General features: G+C 64.5%; 21 protein-coding genes. 18 read left to right on the top strand and 3 right to left on the bottom strand.

All coding sequences use genetic code 11. From position 1 onward, the window contains the following. Positions 1-476: 476 nt before the first annotated feature. From ACF3ND_RS12420 to ACF3ND_RS12405, 4 genes are all read left to right on the top strand, one after another. Complete coding sequence (locus tag ACF3ND_RS12420; RefSeq protein ID WP_394060877.1) at positions 477-1,445, top strand: RluA family pseudouridine synthase; 969 nt, start codon at positions 477-479, stop codon at positions 1,443-1,445. Then, positions 1,442-2,107 carry an HAD family hydrolase gene (locus ACF3ND_RS12415; RefSeq protein ID WP_394060875.1) on the top strand — a complete coding sequence of 222 codons (666 nt, stop codon included), beginning with the start codon at positions 1,442-1,444 and terminating at the stop codon, positions 2,105-2,107. The genes ACF3ND_RS12420 and ACF3ND_RS12415 overlap by 4 nt, the downstream gene beginning before the upstream one ends. A 63-nt stretch (positions 2,108-2,170) precedes the next feature. Next, positions 2,171-3,124, top strand: coding sequence for a protein-methionine-sulfoxide reductase catalytic subunit MsrP (gene msrP, locus ACF3ND_RS12410; protein ID WP_394060873.1), 954 nt, complete (start codon positions 2,171-2,173; stop codon positions 3,122-3,124). After that, entirely contained in the window at positions 3,124-3,732 is a 609-nt protein-coding gene (locus tag ACF3ND_RS12405) for a sulfite oxidase heme-binding subunit YedZ (protein ID WP_394060871.1), read from the top strand. Before msrP ends, ACF3ND_RS12405 begins: the two co-directional genes overlap by 1 nt. A gap of 82 nt (positions 3,733-3,814) precedes the next feature. Here the strand turns inward: ACF3ND_RS12405 and ACF3ND_RS12400 are convergent, their stop codons facing one another. From ACF3ND_RS12400 to ACF3ND_RS12390, 3 genes are read right to left on the bottom strand one after another with little or no spacing between them, the layout of a single operon-like run. Continuing rightward, complete coding sequence (locus ACF3ND_RS12400; RefSeq protein ID WP_394060869.1) at positions 3,815-4,615, bottom strand: N-acetylmuramoyl-L-alanine amidase; 801 nt, start codon at positions 4,613-4,615, stop codon at positions 3,815-3,817. A 21-nt stretch (positions 4,616-4,636) separates the two neighbouring features. Next, entirely contained in the window at positions 4,637-5,359 is a 723-nt protein-coding gene (locus tag ACF3ND_RS12395) for an SAM-dependent methyltransferase (RefSeq protein ID WP_394060867.1), read from the bottom strand. 13 nt (positions 5,360-5,372) lie between these two features. After that, positions 5,373-5,969, bottom strand: a complete 597-nt coding sequence (locus ACF3ND_RS12390; RefSeq protein WP_394060865.1) for a Maf family nucleotide pyrophosphatase — start codon at positions 5,967-5,969, stop codon at positions 5,373-5,375. Between the two features lie 152 nt (positions 5,970-6,121). On the opposite strand from ACF3ND_RS12390, the gene ACF3ND_RS12385 reads away from it, so the two are divergent. The 14 genes from ACF3ND_RS12385 to lepA all read left to right on the top strand — a co-directional run bounded on the left by ACF3ND_RS12385 (position 6,122) and on the right by lepA (position 18,573). Then, positions 6,122-6,637: a YceD family protein gene (locus tag ACF3ND_RS12385; protein ID WP_394060863.1), complete on the top strand. Its 516-nt coding sequence runs from the start codon at positions 6,122-6,124 to the stop codon at positions 6,635-6,637. Between the two features lie 69 nt (positions 6,638-6,706). Further along, positions 6,707-6,889 (top strand): 50S ribosomal protein L32, encoded by a 183-nt coding sequence (rpmF, locus tag ACF3ND_RS12380; RefSeq protein WP_003800968.1) that lies wholly within the window; start codon positions 6,707-6,709, stop codon positions 6,887-6,889. 42 nt (positions 6,890-6,931) lie between these two features. Further along, positions 6,932-8,020, top strand: coding sequence for a phosphate acyltransferase PlsX (plsX, locus tag ACF3ND_RS12375; protein ID WP_394060861.1), 1,089 nt, complete (start codon positions 6,932-6,934; stop codon positions 8,018-8,020). A gap of 25 nt (positions 8,021-8,045) precedes the next feature. Beyond that, positions 8,046-9,023, top strand: a complete 978-nt coding sequence (locus ACF3ND_RS12370; RefSeq protein ID WP_394060859.1) for a beta-ketoacyl-ACP synthase III — start codon at positions 8,046-8,048, stop codon at positions 9,021-9,023. A gap of 46 nt (positions 9,024-9,069) precedes the next feature. Continuing rightward, a complete protein-coding gene (gene fabD, locus ACF3ND_RS12365) occupies positions 9,070-10,005 on the top strand; it encodes an ACP S-malonyltransferase (RefSeq protein ID WP_394060857.1) in 936 nt (311 codons plus the stop codon). Continuing rightward, entirely contained in the window at positions 10,006-10,749 is a 744-nt protein-coding gene (fabG, locus tag ACF3ND_RS12360) for a 3-oxoacyl-ACP reductase FabG (protein WP_394060855.1), read from the top strand. It abuts the gene before it with no gap. Positions 10,750-10,935: 186 nt separating this feature from the next. Beyond that, positions 10,936-11,175 carry an acyl carrier protein gene (acpP, locus tag ACF3ND_RS12355; protein ID WP_003800961.1) on the top strand — a complete coding sequence of 80 codons (240 nt, stop codon included), beginning with the start codon at positions 10,936-10,938 and terminating at the stop codon, positions 11,173-11,175. 142 nt (positions 11,176-11,317) lie between these two features. Then, positions 11,318-12,550 carry a beta-ketoacyl-ACP synthase II gene (fabF, locus tag ACF3ND_RS12350; RefSeq protein ID WP_394060852.1) on the top strand — a complete coding sequence of 411 codons (1,233 nt, stop codon included), beginning with the start codon at positions 11,318-11,320 and terminating at the stop codon, positions 12,548-12,550. A gap of 244 nt (positions 12,551-12,794) precedes the next feature. Further along, complete coding sequence (locus ACF3ND_RS12345; RefSeq protein WP_394060850.1) at positions 12,795-13,016, top strand: hypothetical protein; 222 nt, start codon at positions 12,795-12,797, stop codon at positions 13,014-13,016. After that, positions 13,013-13,615 (top strand): RNA polymerase sigma factor RpoE, encoded by a 603-nt coding sequence (rpoE, locus tag ACF3ND_RS12340; RefSeq protein WP_394060848.1) that lies wholly within the window; start codon positions 13,013-13,015, stop codon positions 13,613-13,615. The genes ACF3ND_RS12345 and rpoE overlap by 4 nt, the downstream gene beginning before the upstream one ends. A 6-nt stretch (positions 13,616-13,621) precedes the next feature. Continuing rightward, on the top strand, positions 13,622-14,125 hold the full coding sequence (locus ACF3ND_RS12335; RefSeq protein ID WP_394060846.1) for a sigma-E factor negative regulatory protein: 504 nt from the start codon (positions 13,622-13,624) through the stop codon (positions 14,123-14,125). Next, positions 14,122-15,147, top strand: coding sequence for a MucB/RseB C-terminal domain-containing protein (locus tag ACF3ND_RS12330; protein WP_394060844.1), 1,026 nt, complete (start codon positions 14,122-14,124; stop codon positions 15,145-15,147). Before ACF3ND_RS12335 ends, ACF3ND_RS12330 begins: the two co-directional genes overlap by 4 nt. Positions 15,148-15,171: 24 nt before the next feature. Continuing rightward, complete coding sequence (locus ACF3ND_RS12325) at positions 15,172-16,665, top strand: DegQ family serine endoprotease (RefSeq protein WP_394060842.1); 1,494 nt, start codon at positions 15,172-15,174, stop codon at positions 16,663-16,665. Positions 16,666-16,779: 114 nt separating this feature from the next. Further along, positions 16,780-18,573 (top strand): translation elongation factor 4, encoded by a 1,794-nt coding sequence (gene lepA / locus ACF3ND_RS12320; protein WP_394060840.1) that lies wholly within the window; start codon positions 16,780-16,782, stop codon positions 18,571-18,573. Positions 18,574-18,616: the final 43 nt, after the last annotated feature.

Raw genomic sequence — 18,616 nt, 5'->3', positions numbered from 1 at the left:
ATCTCCGTTGTCATGGCGCACCGTTTATCGGCGCACGACCTCGGGTCACTCGGTGTGTAGCGCAATTGCTGCAGCAGTACGGGGCAGGCGGGCGTATACGGCCTGCCGGCTTATAGTCTGGGAGGCACGAATCGCACGGAAGTGCGAAGTTCAGTCAGCAGGGGGGTCAGGTTCACGTGTGTGGTTGACGGATACAAAGTTGCTGGGAACGGCAGTCGCGTTGATGACGCGCCTGGTGCAAAAGAGCGGGACAATCTGTGCAGGAATTCAGCGCCGCACGCGGGAGGGAAGCATCTACTGGAAAGCGGGCGTATCGCGACTCGACTTTCTATATTTCGGGCTCACCCCGGCGACCTTGTGACCCGGAAGCTGGAACTCAAGGATACAATTATAAGACCTTGTCCATCCAACGGAGACGCACCCTTTGCATCTCTACGCCGGACCTAGTCTCAGCTCCCTTGGGCTGAAGCGATTATATGCCCCTTTTTGTTATGTGCAAACCTCACGATTCACAAAGACCATCCCCCCAGGTGCGGATGATACGCATCGACGAAAGCCGGGCGGGTCAGCGCATCGACAACTTCCTGCTGCGTGAGTGCAAGGGGGTGCCCAAAAGCCACATCTACAAAGCCATCCGCGGCGGCGAGGTGCGGGTCAACAAGGGCCGCATCAGCAGCGACTACCGCCTGGAGGACGGCGATCTGGTGCGCGTGCCGCCGCTGCGCCTGCCCGAGCGCGACGAGCCTCGCCGGGCGCCGCCCGCGGTGTTTCCGGTGGTCTTCGAGGACGAGCACCTGATGGTCATCGACAAGCCGGCCGGCGTGGCCGTGCACGGCGGCAGCGGCGTATCCTTCGGCGTCATCGAGCAACTGCGCGCCGCGCGCCCGCAGGAACGTTTCCTGGAGCTGGCGCACCGCCTGGACCGCGAGACCTCCGGCCTGCTGATCATCGCCAAGCGCCGCGCCGCGCTGGTCGGACTGCACGACATGTTCCGCGAGATCCGGGCGCGCAAGTTCTACCTGGCCCTGGTGCAGGGCGACTGGGTGAACGATCGCCAGCACATCCGCTTTCCGCTGCTGCGCTGGCTGACCGCCAACGGCGAGCGTCGGGTGCGGGTGGACGAGGCAGGCAAGCCGGCCCACACCATCATCACCCTGCAGCGCCGTTTCGGCCGATTCAGCCTGCTGCAGGCTGAATTGAAAACCGGGCGCACGCACCAGATCCGGGTGCATCTGGCCCATTCGGGGTTCCCCATCATCGGCGACGAGAAGTACGGCGATGACGCCCTGCGCGAGCAATTCGCCCGCCAGGGCTTCAAGCGCATGTTCCTGCATTCGGGACGCCTGGAGTTCGATCACCCCGTCACCGGGCAGCCGCTGGCGCTGGAGGCGCCGCTGCCGCCGGAGTGCCGGGCCGTTCTCGACATGCTGGAGAAGCAAGCATGAAGCGCTATGCCGCCGTTGTATTCGACTGGGACGGGACCGTCATGGACTCGACCTACTCCATCGCCAGTTCCATCCAGCAGGCCTGCGCCGACCTGGAGCTGCCCGTGCCTTCCATCCAGCAGGCCAGCTGGGTGATCGGGCTGTCGCTGGAAAGCGCGTTGTACCGGGCGGTGCCGGACCTGAGCGCCGAACAGATGCCGCAGTTCCTGGAGCGTTACCGCTTTCATTTCCTGCAGCGTGATCCGCACATCAAGCTGTTCGACGGCATCCTGCCGTTCCTGGGCGAGCTGCGCGGCCGCCGGGTGGCGCTGGGCGTGGCCACGGGCAAGAGCCGCCAGGGGCTGGACCGGGTGCTGCAGCAGGCCAGCCTCGGCGCTTTCTTCGACGCGACCCGCTGCGCCGACGAAACCCGCGGCAAGCCCGATCCCGAGATGCTGCACCAGCTGCTGGACGAACTGATGCTGGAGCCCTCGCAGGTGCTGATGGTGGGCGATACGGTGCACGACATCCACATGGCCGCCAATGCGGGCATGGACAGCGTGGCCGTCACCTACGGGGCCCATGATCCGCACACGCTGGCCCAGGCCCGGCCCACCGTCATGGTGGACAGCGTGGCGCAGATGCGCGACTGGGTTCTGCCGCGCATCACGAACAGGTTCTAGGCCTTTGCAGGAACTTTGCGCCCGGCGGCCGGTCTCATGCTGGCAACCCGACAGGAGATTTTCATGTTCAAGTCGCGCTCCGTGCCTGTGCGTCCTTCGGAAATCACGGATGAATCCGTCTGGCGCTCCCGCCGCCGCCTGCTGCTGCAGGCGCCCGGCGCCCTGGCGCTGGCCGCGGCCCTGCCGGGCAGGGCGCATGCCCTGGCTGCGGGCGAACCCCTGAATTTTTCCCGCTCGACGCGCTGGGCCGTCCAGGAGGAGCCCACTCGCGAGTCGGACATCACCTCCTATAACAATTACTATGAATTCGGCACCGGCAAGGAAGACCCTTCCCGCTACGCCGGCGCCCTGAAGACAGAACCTTGGACGCTGGTCGTCGACGGTCTGGTGGGCAAGCCCCTGAAGCTGGACATGGATCAGATCCTCAGGCTGGCGCCCCTGGAGGAGCGCGTCTATCGTCTGCGTTGCGTGGAGGCCTGGTCCATGGTGGTGCCCTGGGTGGGCTATTCCCTGTCTGAGCTGATCAAGCGCGCCGAACCTCTGGGCGACGCCCGCTTCGTGCGCTTCGAGACGGTGCGCGACGAGGCCGCCATGCCCGGGCTGCGTTCCAGCATCCTGGACTGGCCCTACGCCGAGGGGCTGCGCCTGGACGAGGCCATGCATCCTCTGACCTTATTGGCCACCGGCCTGTATGGCAAGTCCCTTCCCAAGCAGAACGGCGCGCCCGTGCGCCTGATCGTGCCCTGGAAATACGGCTTCAAGTCCGCCAAGTCCCTGGTGCGCATCACCCTGACCGATTCCATGCCGGTGTCCAGCTGGATGCAGGTCGCCCCGCACGAGTACGGCTTCTATGCCAACGTGAATCCGGCCGTGCCCCATCCTCGCTGGAGCCAGGCGACCGAGCGCGTCATCGGCTCGGGTTTCTTCGCCGCCAAGAAGCCCACCCTGCCGTTCAACGGCTACGCCGAGGATGTGGCCGGCCTGTATGCAGGCATGGACCTGAAGCGGAACTATTGATGGCAACCTGGAAGGCTGCGCAAGTCGACCGGTTCAAGCCGCTGGTATTCCTGCTGGGCCTGTATCCCTTGTTGCGCTGGGTCTGGCTGGGCTTCATGGGCGGCCTGACCGCCAATCCCCCGGAATTCCTGACGCGCTCCAGCGGCCTGTGGGCCTGGGTGTTCCTGCTCCTGACCCTGGCGGTCACGCCGTCGCGGCGTCTGCTGGGGCAGCCGGGCCTGGTGCGAGTGCGACGCATGCTGGGCCTGTTCGCTTTCTTCTATACCGCGCTGCATACTGTCGCCTGGGCCTGGTGGGACCGTTCCGGCGACTGGCTCTCCATGTGGCACGACATCCTCCAGCGCCCCTTCATCACGCTCGGGGCCGTGGCGGCCGTGCTGATGCTGGTGCTGGCTGCAACGTCCACCCATGGATGGCAGCGCCGGCTGGGCCGCCGCTGGTCCAGCCTGCATCGCAGCGTCTATGCCGCGGCCATCTTGTCGGTGGTGCATTTCTATCTGGTCAGGGCGGGCAAGAACGATGTGCTGGACGTCTTCGTATATGGCGCGGTGTTCCTGGGGCTGATGCTGCTGCGCAAATGGCCGGGCGCAGCCCGCCAGTCAGCCTAGCTTAAGAAGCGCCTGGTCCAGCGCCTGCGGCGCATCGCAGCTTCGTGGATGCGGTCCTGGCCCGCCGGACAGGCGCCGGCGTTCAGTTCAGGCTTTTCAGTATGGCCAGGGTCTGCGCGTCCAGCACGCCGTCAAAGCGCGAGGGCCGGTAGTGCATCTGGAAGGCGGCGATCACATTCTGCGTGGCTTTGTCGAAGACGCCCGTCTCCGGCGTCTCGTAGCCCGCCTTGCGCAGCAGGGCCTGCACCTCGGGGGCCTGCGGCAAGGGCAGGGCGGCGTACTGCGCCTGCAATTGGCGCGCCTGCGCTTCGTTGTACCAGCGGCCTATGCCGGCCTGGGCCAGTTCCTTCCAGGGAAACAAGGGGCCTGGATCCTGCTTGCGCTGCGGAGCCAGGTCGCTGTGGCCGATGATGTTGCGCGGGGCGACGCCGTGGCGCTGCGCCAGGTCCTGCAGCAGGACGGTCAGCGTCTTGATCTGCTCCGGCGTGTATGGCATCCAGCGGCCGTCGTCCAGGCGTCCCAGATTGACGATCTCGATGCCTATGGATCCGGTGTTCAAGTCCGTGAAGCCGTACCAGGAACCCAGTCCGGCGTGCCAGGCGCGCCGGTTCTCGTCGACCAGGCGGTAGACGGTGGGACGGCGCTCGTCGGTGATCAGGTAATGGGCGCTGACGTCACGCTGGGTCAGCACTTTCAGCGACGTCATGTTGTTCAGGGCCGTGTAATGCACGACCAGATAGCGCACGCGGCTGTTCTGGCCTTTGGCGCTGTAGCTGTCATCGATCTTCAGGGGGCCGCTGCCGCCGCAGGCGGCCAGCAGGGCGGCCAGCGACAGAATGCCGGCCCGGGCGCCGCGTCGCAGCAGGGAGGAAGTCAGGGTCATGATCTTTCCTTGAACAGGTTCTCAGCGGCCGGCCAGGAACAGGAATATGCAGGGAATCTTGTCCAGGTCCGGCGCCCGGCGCTCGCGCCATTGCTCGATGGTGGCGGTGCGCACCCATTCCTGGGAGGTCGTCAGCCCGCGCGCCACGCACAGGCGCGTGCCGGGCTTGAGCGTTTGCAGGAGCGTGGCGAACATGGCCGCATTGCGATAGGGGGTTTCGATCAGGATCTGGGTCTGCTTCAGCGACTGCGAGACGCTTTCCCATTGCTTGAGCTGCTTGGCCCGGGCGGCGCCGTCCACCGGCGCGTAGCCGTGGAAGGCGAACTGCTGTCCGTCCAGTCCGCTGGCCATCAGGCTCAGCAGGATGGACGAGGGGCCTACGTGGGGCCGCACGGCAATGCCCATGTCGTGCGCCATGGCAACGACGGTTGCGCCGGGGTCGGCGACGGCGGGACAGCCCGCTTCCGACACCAGGCCGATGTCCTGGCCCGCCAGGGCCGGCTTGAGCCAGTCGCGCAGTTCGCCGGGCTTGTTGCCGCGCTTGTCCAGGGTGTGGATGGTGATTTCCTGCAAGGGGGCGGCGGTGCCCACCAGCTTCAGGAAGGCGCGCGCCGTCTTGGCGTTTTCGGCAATGAAGACGGTCAGCTCGCGCGTCAGGGCCTGGACGTCGGCGGGCAGCCAGCCGCTGATCGGGCTCTCGCCCAGTCCGACGGGAATCAGGTGCAGGGAGGCGGCTTGGGGCATGGGGCGGGATTTCCTAGTCTGGGTTGGTCAGCAGGCCGGGCTGCAGGGGATTGAGGCCGAAATGGCGCAGCATGGAGCACAGCTCGATCAGGGGCAGGCCGATGATGGCGGTGGGGTCATCCGAGCGCATGCTCTGCATGAGGGCGATGCCCAGGCTTTCGGCCTTGGCGCTGCCGGCCGTGTCGTAGGGCCGCTCCACCGCCAGGTAGTGTTCGATTTCCGCGTCGGTCAGGGTGCGGAAGCGACAGTTCGTTATGATATCGCTGCACAGGAACTCATGCCCGTCGGTCACGCACAGGGCGCTGTGGAAATCCACGCTGCGACCGCTCAAGGAGCGCAGCTGCCGCAGGGCGCCGGCATGATCGCCGGGCTTGCCGATGGCGTCAGCGCCCTGGGTGGCGACCTGGTCGGAGCCGATCACGATGGCGCCCGGGTTCAGGCTGCTGATCCGGGCGGCTTTTTCGTGCGCCAGCCGCAGGCTCAGGTCGGCGGGATGCTCGCCCGGCTGCGGGGTTTCGTCGATGTCCGGCGACTGACAGGTGAAAGGCAGGCCCAAACGCGCTAACATGTCGCGGCGATAGACCGAGCTTGATGCAAGGATGATACGCATGGTGTGTTCTTGCTGTGCTTAGGTTTGACTGTCTTGCTTCAAGCACGGTATTATCTAATGTTTTCTTCGTTATTGAAATGGTTGGGCAAGAGGGCTTTGCGGGCGGTCAATTGATTGCCTTGGCCGGGTCTTTTGCCCGCATGGCAAAACACATGGCGAAACAATACATAGATACCCAAGCTTTGAGCCGCGGTCCCCAGAATCTGGCAGGCCAGGCCCTTGTTGCGGATCTGTCTCGCCTGGTGTCGGATCTGCCCGCGCAAGGCGACCTGTCGGTGGCCTGGAGCGTGGCGGGCCGGGCTGATTCGGCGGGACGGCGCTTCGTGCACGTCCAGGCCAAGGGCGGCGTCATGCTGGAATGCCAGCGCTGCATGAAGCCCTTCGAATGGCCCATCGATATTTCCAACGAAGTGGAAGTTGTGGCAACAGAAGCCGAGCTTGAGCTGGATGACGACGACGTCGAAGGCCCGGATCGCATTTTTTGCGAAGGCCGTCTGGATGCCCTGGGTCTGGTCGAGGACGAATTGATCCTCAGCGTGCCGTACGTGCCGCGCCACGATGTCTGCCCCGGCAGCCAGGCGGCGGATGCGGAACCGGCTCCTGAAGACGAGCCGGCGCCCAAGCGGGAATCTCCGTTTGCCGTGCTGGGTTCGCTCAAGAAGCCTTGATTGTTTGTTGCTAATTCGTTAATTTTTCGGGCTGGCCCCATTCGGGGCGGCCCATCTACAGGAGTCATCATGGCTGTTCAGCAGAATAAAAAGAGCCCGTCCCGGCGCAACATGCGTCGTTCGCACGACGCACTTACCGGTCCTTCGACGGCCATCGAGCCCACGACCGGCGAACTGCACCTGCGCCACCACATCAGCCCCAACGGCATCTACCGTGGCCGCAAAGTGCTGAAAACAAAGAACGACGAGTAATCAGTCTCTTTGTCTCTGCAAGCAACATAGGTTGCATGCTTGATGTCTAACAAAAAAATACGTATTGCCATCGACTGCATGGGCGGCGATGTCGGTTTGCCGGTCACCGTCCCTGCGGCTCTGCTTTTTGCGAAGCGGTTCCCGGATGTGCACTGCTTATTGGTGGGCGATACCCAGGCCATCGAGCAAACACTGCGAGCGCAAGGCAATGTCGATACCTCCTGGTACGACATTCTTCACGCTTCCGAAGTCGTCACCATGGCCGATTCGGTCGAGGTGGCCCTGCGCCGCAAAAAAGATTCTTCCATGCGTGTGGCCGCCCAGGCCGTCAAGGACGGGGTGGCTGACGCGTGCGTCTCCGCCGGCAACACCGGCGCCTGGATGGCGATCACCCGCTATGTGCTCAAGACGCTGGACGGCATAGACCGGCCGGCCATCGCCACGTCCATTCCCAACCAGAAGGGCGGCGCCACCACCATGCTGGACCTGGGCGCCAATGTCGACTGCACGGCCGAACACCTGCTGCAGTTCGCCATCATGGGCACGGCGCTGGCCAGCATCGTCGATGGCCACGAGCGTCCCACCGTGGGCCTGCTCAACATCGGCGAAGAAGTCATCAAGGGCAATGAAGTCGTCAAGCGGGCGGCGGAACTGCTGCGCTCCAGCGGCCTGAACTTCTACGGCAACGTCGAAGGCGACGACATCTGCAAGGGCACTGTCAATGTGGTGGTCTGCGACGGCTTCGTCGGCAACGTGGTGCTCAAGTCCATCGAAGGCCTGGCCAAGATGGTGGGCGGCATGCTGCGCGAGGAGTTCACGCGCGACACCCTGAGCAAGGCGTCCGCCCTGGTCGCCCGGCCCGTCTTGAACCGTTTCCGCGACAGGGTGGATAATCGTCGTCACAATGGCGCGGCGCTGCTCGGATTACGCGGTATCGTCATCAAGAGCCATGGCTCGGCCGACGCCTACTCTTTCGGGTATGCTTTGCAGCGGGCTCGCGGCGCGGTGCTCAATGGCCTGCTCGACGGCACCAGCCAGGCGGTGGAGCGTATCAGGCAAAGCCTGAATTCGCTCGATGCCCAGCCCGGCGAACCGGATCCACTCCACACTTCAGAGCCCTCATCCCATTGAACCGGGCTCGACTGGGAAGAAAACTATGACGATATTTGCCAAAATTATCGGTACGGGCGGCTATCTGCCACCTCGGGTCGTGTCCAACGATGACCTGGCCGCCGAACTGGCGCAAAAGAGCATCGAGACCTCCGACGAGTGGATTGTCGAGCGTACCGGCATACGGCAGCGTCATCTGGCCGACCCCGGCGTGCGCACCAGCCAGCTGGCCACGCACGCCGCCCGCCAGGCCCTGGAGGACGCAGGCGTCCAGGCCCAGGACCTGGACCTGATCGTCGTAGCCACCTCCACGCCCGACTACGTCTTTCCCAGCACCGCCTGCCTGGTGCAGGCCGAATTGGGCAACAAGGGCGCCGCCGCCTACGACGTGCAGGCGGTCTGCAGCGGCTTCGTGTACGCCCTGACCACGGCCGAGGCCATGATCCGCGCCGGTCGTGCGCGCCACGCCCTGGTCATCGGCGCCGAGGTCTTCTCGGGCATCCTGGACTGGAACGACCGCCGCACCTGCGTGCTGTTCGGCGACGGCGCCGGCGCCGTGGTGCTCAAGGCCAGCGAGGAGCCCGGCATACTGGCCGCGCAGCTCAATGCCGACGGCAGCCAGATGGGCATCCTGTGCGCCGCGGGCAATGTGTCCCATGGCCAGGTCGTGGGCGATCCTTTCCTGCGCATGGACGGCCAGGCCGTCTTCAAGCTGGCCGTCACATCGCTGGCGGCCTCTGCGCACCAGGTCTGCGAACAGGCCGGCGTGCAGCTCTCCGACATCAACTGGCTGGTGCCCCACCAGGCCAATATCCGCATCATCAATTTCCTGGGCCGCAAGCTGGGCATCCCGTCCGAGAAAGTCATCGTCACCGTGGACCAGCACGCCAACACCTCCGCCGCCAGCGTGCCTCTTGCGTTGAACGCGGCGCGTCGCGACGGCCGCATCCGCGCGGGCGACCTGGCCCTGCTGCAGGGCGTGGGCGGCGGCTTCACCTGGGGCTCGGTGCTGGTTCGCTGCTAAGCCTGCCGCGCCGCGCGTCCGTCCACTTCCTTCGAGTCTCTCTACCATGAAAATTGCGTTTGTCTTTCCCGGGCAAGGTTCGCAGTCCGTCGGCATGCTGGATGCCTGGGCTGAGTCTGGCGTCGTGCGCCAGGTCATCGAGCAGGCCAGCGCCGCACTGGGTCAGGACCTGGCTGCGCTGATGGCGCAAGGGCCGGCCGAAGACCTGAACCTGACCACCAACACGCAGCCCGTCATGCTGGCCAGCGCCGTCGCCATGTACCGCGCCTGGATCGGGGCGGGCGGGCAGGCTCCCGATCTGATGGCCGGGCACAGCCTGGGCGAATATTCCGCCCTGACCGCCGCCGGCGCGCTGACGCTGGAGCAGGCCGTGCCGCTGGTGCGGGTGCGCGCGGACGCCATGCAGGCCGCCGTGCCCGTGGGGCTGGGGACCATGGCCGCGGTGCTGGGGCTGGACGACGAGCAGGTGCGCGAGGTCTGCGCCCGCGCCGCCCAGGGCCAGGTGGTCGAAGCCGTCAACTACAATGCGCCCGCCCAGGTCGTGATCGCCGGCCACGTCGAGGCCGTGGAGCGCGCCTGCACGCTGGCCAAGGAAGCCGGCGCCAAGCGCGCGCTGGTCCTGCCCGTGTCCGCGCCGTTCCACTCCAGTCTGCTGGAGCCGGCCGCCGCCGTGCTGCAACAGGCCCTGGCCGGCATCGACCTGCAGGCGCCGTCCGTGCCCGTCATCAACAACGTGGACGTGCAGTCGCCGGCCGATCCGGCCGGAATCAAGGACGCGCTGGTGCGCCAGGCCTGGCATCCGGTGCGCTGGGTCGAGACCATCCAGGCCATGAAGGCCCAGGGCGTCACGCACGTGGTCGAATGCGGCCCCGGCAAGGTGCTCAGCGGCCTGGTCAAGCGCATCGACCGCGACCTGGTCGCCCTGTCCATCACCGACCCCGCCTCGCTGCAGGCGACCCTGGAATCCCTGAAGGTAGCGTAAATGCAAGATTTCAATCTCAGCGGCAAGACCGCCCTGGTCACCGGCGCCTCGCGCGGCATCGGCCAGGCCATTGCAATAGAATTGATGGCGCGCGGCGCCAAGGTCATCGGCACGGCCACCTCCGAATCCGGCGCGCAGGCCATCAGCGCCGCGCTGGACCAGAACGGCAGCCGCGGCGTGGTGCTGAACGTGGACGACGCCCAGGCCTGCGAGGCCCTGATCCAGGAGCTGAGCAAGGAAGACGGCGGCCCGCACATCCTGGTCAACAATGCCGGCATCACCCGCGACAACCTGGCCATGCGCATGAAGGACGAGGACTGGGACGCGGTCATCCAGACCAACCTGAGCGCCGTGTTCCGCCTGGCCCGCGCCGTGGTGCGCCCCATGATGAAGGCCCACTGGGGCCGCATCATCAGCATCACTTCCGTGGTGGGCGAGAGCGGCAATCCGGGCCAGGCCAACTACGCCGCCGCCAAGGCCGGCGTGGCCGGCATGAGCCGCGCGCTGGCGCGCGAGCTGGGCAGCCGCAACATCACGGTCAACTGCGTGGCGCCCGGTTTCATCGACACCGACATGACGCGCTCATTGACGCCTGAACAGTCGGCCGCCATCCTGTCCCAAATTCCCTTGGGCCGTCTGGGTTCGGCCGAAGATATCGCCAACGCGGTCGCCTTTCTGGCCGGTCCGCAGGCGCAATACATTACTGGCAGCACCATTCATGTGAATGGCGGCATGCACATGTAAGGGCTTGGCATCGCGCCCGGCTGAGGTAAAATTGCGGGATTATTTGGGGCCTATTGCTTGAGCCGGCGTTGCACGGGTAACGCTGGGCCTCATACAAGAACGCCGTTTTTTGTCATAGCCTACATCTTTTAGCAGTTTGGATTGGCTATAATTCGCGGGAATTTTTCCCCAACTTGGAGAATCTGCATGGAAAGCATCGAACAGCGCGTCAAGAAGATCGTCGCTGAACAACTTGGCGTCAACGAAGCCGAGATCAAAAACGAATCTTCTTTTCTCGACGACCTCGGTGCCGACTCGCTCGACATGGTCGAGCTCGTGATGGCGCTCGAAGACGAATTCGAAACCGAAATCCCAGACGAAGAAGCTGAGAAGATCACGACGGTCCAGCAAGCTGTGGACTACATCAATTCTCACAGCAAGCAGTAAGTTCAATCCAGGGTGTGGGCCTGCGTTCCTGCATGCCCCCGCTCCAAGGCGGTTTCCAGAGAATGGCTCGCGCCCTGCAGCTTTGGCTGGCAAGACGCAGTCATTCCCCTCGAACCGCTTTTTTTGTGTTTAGGAGTCATCCGTGAAGCGACGTGTCGTGATTACCGGTCTGGGCATTGTTTCCCCGGTCGGCAACGATATCCCCACCGCGTGGGATAACATCGTCAATGGACGTTCGGGCATCGGGCGTATCACCCGTTTCGATCCGTCGGCCCTGAGTGCCCAGATTGCGGGTGAGGTCAAGGATTTCGATATCACGCAGTACATCTCGGCCAAAGAAGCCAAGCAAATGGATACCTTCATCCATTATGGCGTGGCGGCCGGCATGCAGGCCTGGAAGGATTCCGGCCTGGAAATCACCGAAGCCAACGCCGAGCGCGTGGGCGTCATCGTCGGGTCCGGCATCGGCGGCTTGCCCCGCATCGAAGAGACCCAGAAAGATTATCTCGAGCGGGGCCCGCGTCGCATCTCCCCGTTCTTCGTTCCCGGCTCCCTGGTCAACCTGATCTCGGGCCATCTGTCCATCAACCTGGGCCTGAAAGGTCCCAGCTACGCCGTGGTCTCGGCCTGCACGACGGGCCTGCACTCCATCGGCGACGCAGCCCGCCTGATCGAATACGGCGATGCCGACATCATGATCGCCGGCGGCGCCGAATCCACCGTCTCGCCGCTGGGCATCGGCGGCTTTGCGGCGATGCGCGCGCTGTCCACCCGCAACGACGATCCCCAGACCGCCTCGCGTCCCTGGGACGTGGACCGCGACGGCTTCGTGCTGGGCGAGGGCGCCGGCGTGCTGGTGCTGGAAGAATACGAGCACGCCAAGAAGCGCGGCGCCCGCATCTATGGCGAGTTCTCCGGCTACGGCATGAGCTCGGATGCGCACCACATCACCTCGCCCGACCGCGACGGTCCGCGCCGCGGCGTGCTCAATGCGCTGCGCAACGGCGGCATCAACCCCGACCAGGTCGACTACGTGAACGCGCACGGCACGTCCACGCCGCTGGGCGACGTCAACGAATCCGAGGCCCTGAAGCTGGCGTTCGGCGACCACGCCCGCAAGCTGGTCATCAATTCGACCAAATCCATGACCGGCCACCTGCTGGGCGCGGCCGGCGGCATCGAGGCCGTGTTCACCACGCTGGCGGTGTACCATCAGGTCTCGCCGCCCACCATCAACATCTTCAACCAGGATCCGGCCTGCGACCTGGACTACTGCGCCAACCAGGCGCGCGAGATGAAGATCGACGTGGCGCTGTCCAATTCCTTCGGCTTTGGCGGCACCAACGGCTCCATGGTGGTCAGCCGTCTTCGCTAATACGGCCCACCCCGCTCGTCACGCCCAGTCCTGGCGAACCGGCGCTCCCGCTCCGGTCCGCAGGCTGGGCGTCGTTGCTTCTGTACTTGCCGCGGCCGGCGCCGCCTGGGTGCTGCATTCCTGGCGGCAGCCCTGGCCGATCTGCCTGGCACTGGGCGTGCTGCTGGCGATATTTCTCGGCCTTCGCGCACGGCGCGCGCTGGGGGATACCGCTATCCTAAGCCATAGGGCGGGGCTATACTGGTTGCAGCGCAACGGAGCCGGGTTCGAGCCCGTGCAGCTCAGGCAGGTCTGGCGCTCGCCATGGTGGCTCACACTCCAGCTGGCCGCCGGCGGTCCGGACGCGCTGCGCAGCCAGGTCACGGTGTGGCGCTTCGGCCAGCCTCCGCAGGCCTGGCGGGCCTTGCGCCTGTGTGCGAACAGGCTGCCACAGCAGGTCCGTGTTCAGAATAAGGATACTCAATGAGTGAACGCGATACCGATGCCGAACTGATTGCACGTGTTCAGCGTGGGGACAAGCGCGCCTTTGACTTGCTGGTGCTGAAATACCAGCGCAAGATCATGCGTCTGCTCAGCCGCATGATACGCGACCCGTCCGAGATCGAGGACGTGGCGCAGGAAACCTTCATCAAAGCCTATCGGGCGCTCCCCCAGTTCCGGGGCGAAAGCGCCTTTTATACCTGGCTGTACCGCATTGCAATCAACACCGCGCGCAACTGGCAGGCTTCGGCCGGACGCCGGCCCAGCGCGCTGCAGGCAATCGAAAATGAAGAAGGTGAAACTTTTGATCAAATCGACAACCTAACTGACATAAGCACGCCTGAGTCCGTGATGGTCAGCCGCCAGATTGCCGAAACCGTAAATAGTGCGATCCAGGCCCTGCCCGAAGAATTGCGGACTGCCATCGTGCTGCGTGAAATCGAAGGCATGAGCTACGAAGACATCGCTCAGACCATGGATTGCCCGATAGGAACGGTGCGCTCGCGCATCTTCCGGGCCCGCGACGCCATTGCCGCGCAATTGCGTCCCATACTTGATGGTGAAGATAGTGAACGACGGTGGTAAGGATTGATGATGCAAGCCCTGAAATCCCATTCCGATGAAGAACAGCTGAACGCCTGGGAAGCCTCCGTATCCTCCTGGGTGGACGGCGAGGCCGAGATGCGTCCCGAAGAACTGGATTCGCCCTACGGGCGCCAGGTCTGGGATACGTATCACCTGATCGGCGATGTCATGCGCACCGAGGCGCTGGCCATCCGCACGTCGGACCGCTTCTATGCGCGCCTGTCCAAGGCGATCGATGAAGAACCCACCATTCTTGCTCCGCATGCGCTCAAGAAGTCGTTGGCGCAGCGCTATGCCGTGCCCGGCCTGGCGGCGCTGGCCGCGGTGGCGGCGGCGGTCTGGATGGGCCTGCCTTACCTGGGCGTGACCGATGCTCCGCAAGGCGGCTCCCTGGTCGCCAGCGCCCAGGATGAACAGCTCTGGAACGACTATGCCGACCTGCACCGCGACTTCGTCGGGGCCGGTCCGGTGCGCCATGTGTCCTTTGAAAGCGGAGCGCTGGGCCAATGACGCTTGTTCCCTTGCCGTCGCGTACGACGGCGGCCCGCATGCGCAAGGGCCTTGCCGCCTCGCTGCTGGCCTTGCTGGCGGCCCCGGCGCTGGCCCAGGAGCAGCGTCCCGTCCAGCCTCTGGACCTGCCCTGGCTGCAGCAGGTGCACAAAGCCGCCCGCGACCTGGACTATTCCGGAGTCATCATCTATACCCAGGGCGAATCCAGCCAGTCCATGAAGCTGGTGCACGTGGTCGACGGCACCGGCGAGCGCGAACGGCTGGAGATACTGGACGGGCTCCCGCGCGAATACCTGCGCCAGAACGACGTCACCCAGTGCCTGATGCCCGAAAAGAAGATGGTGGTCATCGAGCGCCGCCAGAATGAACGCTTCCCCAGCTTTCTGGTGGGCGATGTCAGCCAGCTGCCCCAGCATTACGATATGCGCCGCCTGCCCGAAGCCGAACGCGTGGCCGGCCGCCCCTGCGACGTGGTCGAGCTGGTGCCCAAGGACGAGCAGCGCTACGGCTATCGCCTGTGCGCCGATACCGATCACCGCCTGCTGCTCAAGATGCAGACGCTGGACGCTCGCCAGGCCATCGTGGACCAGATCGCCTTCGCCTCGGTGGCGTTCGGCGACCAGGTCGCGCTGCAGGACCTGCGCACCAGCTGGAATCCCAGCCAATGGGAAGTCGTCGAACCCGAAGTGCGCAAGCTCGATTCCAGCCAGCAGGGCTGGCAGTTCGCCATGCCGCCCGGATTCACGATGCGCTCGGAAATGCTCCGGCCCATGCGCGCCGGCCGGCAGGTCACGCATCTGGTCATGGCCGACGGCCTGGCGGCCATTTCCGTGTTCCTGGAACGCGTCGGCACGCCCGAAGCCGAAGAGAACAGCCTGGGCGCCTATCATCGCGGCTCCATGAACATGTTCCGCGCACGCATCAATGATCACGTCGTGACGACCACGGGCGAAGTTCCCATGCAGACCTTGCGCTCGCTGGCCGAAAGTACGCAGTTCGTTTCCCCATCCCGGACACATTGACTATCGTCCACCAGGAGTTTTTCAATGGAAAAATCGAGTCATAAAATGCGTTTCAATGTCCTGTCGGCCCTGACCGCCGCGGCGCTGCTGGCTGCAGCCGCGCCTTTGACGGCCGTCCATGCCCAGGCGCAGAGCGCGCCGGTCGCCCAGGCCAGCATCGCCGGGCTGCCCGACTTCACCGATGTCGTGGCCAAGACCGAGGACGGGGTGGTGAACATCCGCACCACCGAGGCCGTGCCGGTGCGATCGCCAGCCATGGGCCCGGGTTCGGATCCCTACGAAATGTTCCGCTGGTTCTTCGGCCCGGACTTCGTGCCGCCCGGCATGGCGCCGCAACGCCCGCGCGGCGGCAACCAGCCGCAGCCCCAGGAGCGCACCGTGCCGCGCGGCGTAGGCTCGGGCTTCATCATTTCCAATGACGGCTACATACTCACCAACAACCATGTGGTCGCCGACTCCAACGGCATCTTCGTCACGCTCAGCAACGGCAAGGAGTATCCGGCCAAGATCATCGGCACCGACGAGCGCACCGACGTGGCCCTGATCAAGATCGAGGCCAAGGATCTCAAGCCGATGACCATAGGCGATTCCGCCAAGCTCAAGAAAGGGCAGTGGGTGCTGGCCATCGGCTCGCCCTTCGGCCTGGAGTCCACCGTGACTTCCGGCATCGTCAGCGCCATCAATCGCGATACGGGCGACTACCTGCCCTTCATCCAGACGGACGTGGCGGTGAATCCCGGCAACTCGGGCGGTCCGCTGATCAACCTGAACGGCGAAGTCGTGGGGGTCAATTCCCAGATCATCTCGCGCAGCGGCGGCTTCATGGGTATTTCCCTGGCCATTCCGATCGACGAGGCCATGCAGGTCGTCGAGCAGCTCAAGGCGCACGGCAAAGTGACGCGCGGGCGCATCGGCGTGCAGATCACGCCGGTGGCCGATGACGTGGCCAAGGCGCTGGGCCTGCCTGACAGCAAGGGCGCGCTGATCAGCAGCGTGGAAGAGGGCGGTCCGGCCGCCAAGGCCGGCATCCGCTCCGGCGATGTGATCCTGAAGTTCAACGGCCGCAAGATCGACCAGGTGGCCGATCTGCAGCGCTTCGTGGGCGGCACCAAGCCGGGCGAGAGCTCCACCGTCGAGATCTGGCGCAAAGGCAAGCAGCAAACCGTCAAGATGGAAGTGGCGGAAATGCCTTCCTCGTCTTCGGCGCCGAACAATGCGCCCGAAAAAGCGCCGACCACCAGCGCCGACGCCTTCGGCCTGAAAGTGACCGCGGTACCCGAGGCCGACCTCAAGCGCCTGGGGCTGGACAGCGCCGTGCAGGTAACCGAAGCCGGCGCTCCCGCCAGCGAGGCGGGGCTGCAGCCCGGCGACCTGATCCTGCGCGTGAACGACAAAGACGTGGGAACTCCCGAACAATACGCTAAACTGGTGGCCTCATTGGACAAATCCAAAGCGGCCGCCTTGCTGGTATTGCGTTCGGGCCAATCTCAATGGGTTCTAATCACGCCATCGAAATAAATCCTGCAAAACGGCTAAAATAGCCGTCAGTCAGAAGGGGGCGTCCTGGACGCCCCTTTTTCGTGGCGTTTTTCTGGCATCGAGCCACAACTTATTGTTTATCTTTAACGGTCTATGGATCACATCCGTAATTTCTCCATCATTGCCCACATCGATCACGGCAAATCCACCCTGGCTGATCGCCTGATCCAACGTTGTGGAGGCCTGGCCGACCGCGAAATGTCGACCCAGGTTCTGGATTCGATGGACATCGAGAAAGAGCGGGGCATCACCATCAAGGCCCAGACGGCGGCCCTGCAGTACAAGGCCCGGAACGGCAAGATCTACAACCTCAACCTGATCGACACCCCCGGCCACGTGGACTTTTCCTACGAGGTCAGCCGTTCGCTGTCGGCCTGCGAAGGCGCGCTGCTGGTGGTCGACGCCTCCCAGGGCGTGGAAGCCCAGACCGTGGCCAACTGCTACACCGCCATCGAGCAGGGCGTGGAAGTCATTCCCGTGCTCAACAAGATGGACCTGCCCCAGGCCGATCCGGACGCCGCCCGCCAGGAAGTCGAGGATGTGATCGGCATCGACGCCAGCGACGCCATCGCCGCCAGCGCCAAGACCGGCTTGGGCATCGACGACATCCTGGAGACCATCGTGGCGCGCGTGCCCGCCCCCGTGGGCAGCCCGGACGAGCCCTTGCAGGCGCTCATCATCGACTCCTGGTTCGATAACTACGTAGGCGTGGTGATGCTGGTGCGCATCGTCAACGGCGTGCTGCGCCCCAAGGACAAGGTGCTGCTGATGGCCACGCGGGCCACGCACCTGGTCGAGCACATCGGCGTGTTCACGCCCAAGTCCGAAAATCGCCAGCAGCTCTCGGCCGGCGAAGTGGGCTTTGTCATCGCCGGCATCAAGGAGCTGGAGCACGCCAAGGTGGGCGACACCATCACCCTGGCCGGCAAGCCGGCACAGGCCGCCTTGCCCGGGTTCAAGGAAGTCAAGCCGCAGGTGTTCGCGGGCCTGTATCCCGTGGAAAGCAGCGAATACGATCAATTGCGCGACTCCCTGGAAAAGCTCAAGCTGAACGATGCCTCGCTGATGTTCGAGCCGGAAGTCTCCCAGGCCCTGGGCTTTGGCTTTCGCTGCGGCTTCCTGGGACTGCTGCACATGGAGATCGTGCAGGAGCGCCTGGAGCGCGAATTCGACATGGACATCATCACCACCGCGCCGTCGGTGGTGTACGAGGTCGAGAAGCGCGACGGCGAAGTGCTGATGATCGAGAGCCCGTCCCGCATGCCGGAGGTGGCCCACATCGAGGATGTGCGCGAGCCCATTGTTGTGGTTTCGCTGCTAATGCCCCAGGAATACGTGGGCCCGGTCATGACGCTGTGTACAGCCAAGCGCGGTTTGCAGTTAAATATGACCTATCACGGGCGTCAAGTTAACCTGACCTACGAAATGCCGCTGGCCGAGATCGTGCTCGACTTCTTCGATCGCCTCAAGTCGGTGTCCCGCGGCTACGCCTCCATGGATTACGAGTTCAAGGAGTACCGCTCCGCCGATGTGGTCAAGGTCGATGTCCTGATCAACGGCGATCGCGTCGATGCCTTGTCCATGATCGTGCACCGCAGCAACGCCCGCTACCGCGGCCGCGAGGTCGTGGCCAAGATGCGCACCCTGATCCCTCGTCAGATGTTCGATATCGCCATCCAGGCGGCCATCGGCGCCGAAGTCATTGCCCGCGAGAATGTCAAGGCGCTGCGCAAGAACGTGCTGGCCAAGTGCTACGGCGGCGACATCTCGCGCAAGAAGAAGCTGCTCGAAAAACAGAAGGCCGGCAAGAAGCGCATGAAGCAGGTGGGCAACGTCGAGATCCCGCAGGAAGCCTTCCTGGCCATCCTGCAGGTCGAGGACAAGTGATCCTGGCGCACCGGGCCGGTGCGAGCCCGGCCCCGCGCGCAGG

It is taken from the genome of Alcaligenes sp. WGS1538, assembly GCF_043187505.1.
Lineage (GTDB): Bacteria > Pseudomonadota > Gammaproteobacteria > Burkholderiales > Burkholderiaceae_B > Alcaligenes.
The sequence above is the reverse complement of the archived record's forward strand: the minus strand, read 5'-3'. Positions and strand labels throughout refer to the sequence as shown.

Bases quoted from the DNA above. Each gene is read 5' to 3' on its own strand.
- ACF3ND_RS12420 (WP_394060877.1), top strand. From the start codon at position 477: ATGCCCCTTTTTGTTATGTGCAAACCTCACGATTCACAAAGACCATCC.
- ACF3ND_RS12415 (WP_394060875.1), top strand. From the start codon at position 1,442: ATGAAGCGCTATGCCGCCGTTGTATTCGACTGGGACGGGACCGTCATG.
- msrP (WP_394060873.1), top strand. From the start codon at position 2,171: ATGTTCAAGTCGCGCTCCGTGCCTGTGCGTCCTTCGGAAATCACGGAT.
- ACF3ND_RS12405 (WP_394060871.1), top strand. From the start codon at position 3,124: ATGGCAACCTGGAAGGCTGCGCAAGTCGACCGGTTCAAGCCGCTGGTA.
- ACF3ND_RS12400 (WP_394060869.1), bottom strand. From the start codon at position 4,615: ATGACCCTGACTTCCTCCCTGCTGCGACGCGGCGCCCGGGCCGGCATT.
- ACF3ND_RS12395 (WP_394060867.1), bottom strand. From the start codon at position 5,359: ATGCCCCAAGCCGCCTCCCTGCACCTGATTCCCGTCGGACTGGGCGAG.
- ACF3ND_RS12390 (WP_394060865.1), bottom strand. From the start codon at position 5,969: ATGCGTATCATCCTTGCATCAAGCTCGGTCTATCGCCGCGACATGTTA.
- ACF3ND_RS12385 (WP_394060863.1), top strand. From the start codon at position 6,122: ATGGCGAAACAATACATAGATACCCAAGCTTTGAGCCGCGGTCCCCAG.
- rpmF (WP_003800968.1), top strand. From the start codon at position 6,707: ATGGCTGTTCAGCAGAATAAAAAGAGCCCGTCCCGGCGCAACATGCGT.
- plsX (WP_394060861.1), top strand. From the start codon at position 6,932: ATGTCTAACAAAAAAATACGTATTGCCATCGACTGCATGGGCGGCGAT.
- ACF3ND_RS12370 (WP_394060859.1), top strand. From the start codon at position 8,046: ATGACGATATTTGCCAAAATTATCGGTACGGGCGGCTATCTGCCACCT.
- fabD (WP_394060857.1), top strand. From the start codon at position 9,070: ATGAAAATTGCGTTTGTCTTTCCCGGGCAAGGTTCGCAGTCCGTCGGC.
- fabG (WP_394060855.1), top strand. From the start codon at position 10,006: ATGCAAGATTTCAATCTCAGCGGCAAGACCGCCCTGGTCACCGGCGCC.
- acpP (WP_003800961.1), top strand. From the start codon at position 10,936: ATGGAAAGCATCGAACAGCGCGTCAAGAAGATCGTCGCTGAACAACTT.
- rpoE (WP_394060848.1), top strand. From the start codon at position 13,013: ATGAGTGAACGCGATACCGATGCCGAACTGATTGCACGTGTTCAGCGT.
- ACF3ND_RS12335 (WP_394060846.1), top strand. From the start codon at position 13,622: ATGATGCAAGCCCTGAAATCCCATTCCGATGAAGAACAGCTGAACGCC.
- ACF3ND_RS12330 (WP_394060844.1), top strand. From the start codon at position 14,122: ATGACGCTTGTTCCCTTGCCGTCGCGTACGACGGCGGCCCGCATGCGC.
- ACF3ND_RS12325 (WP_394060842.1), top strand. From the start codon at position 15,172: ATGGAAAAATCGAGTCATAAAATGCGTTTCAATGTCCTGTCGGCCCTG.
- lepA (WP_394060840.1), top strand. From the start codon at position 16,780: ATGGATCACATCCGTAATTTCTCCATCATTGCCCACATCGATCACGGC.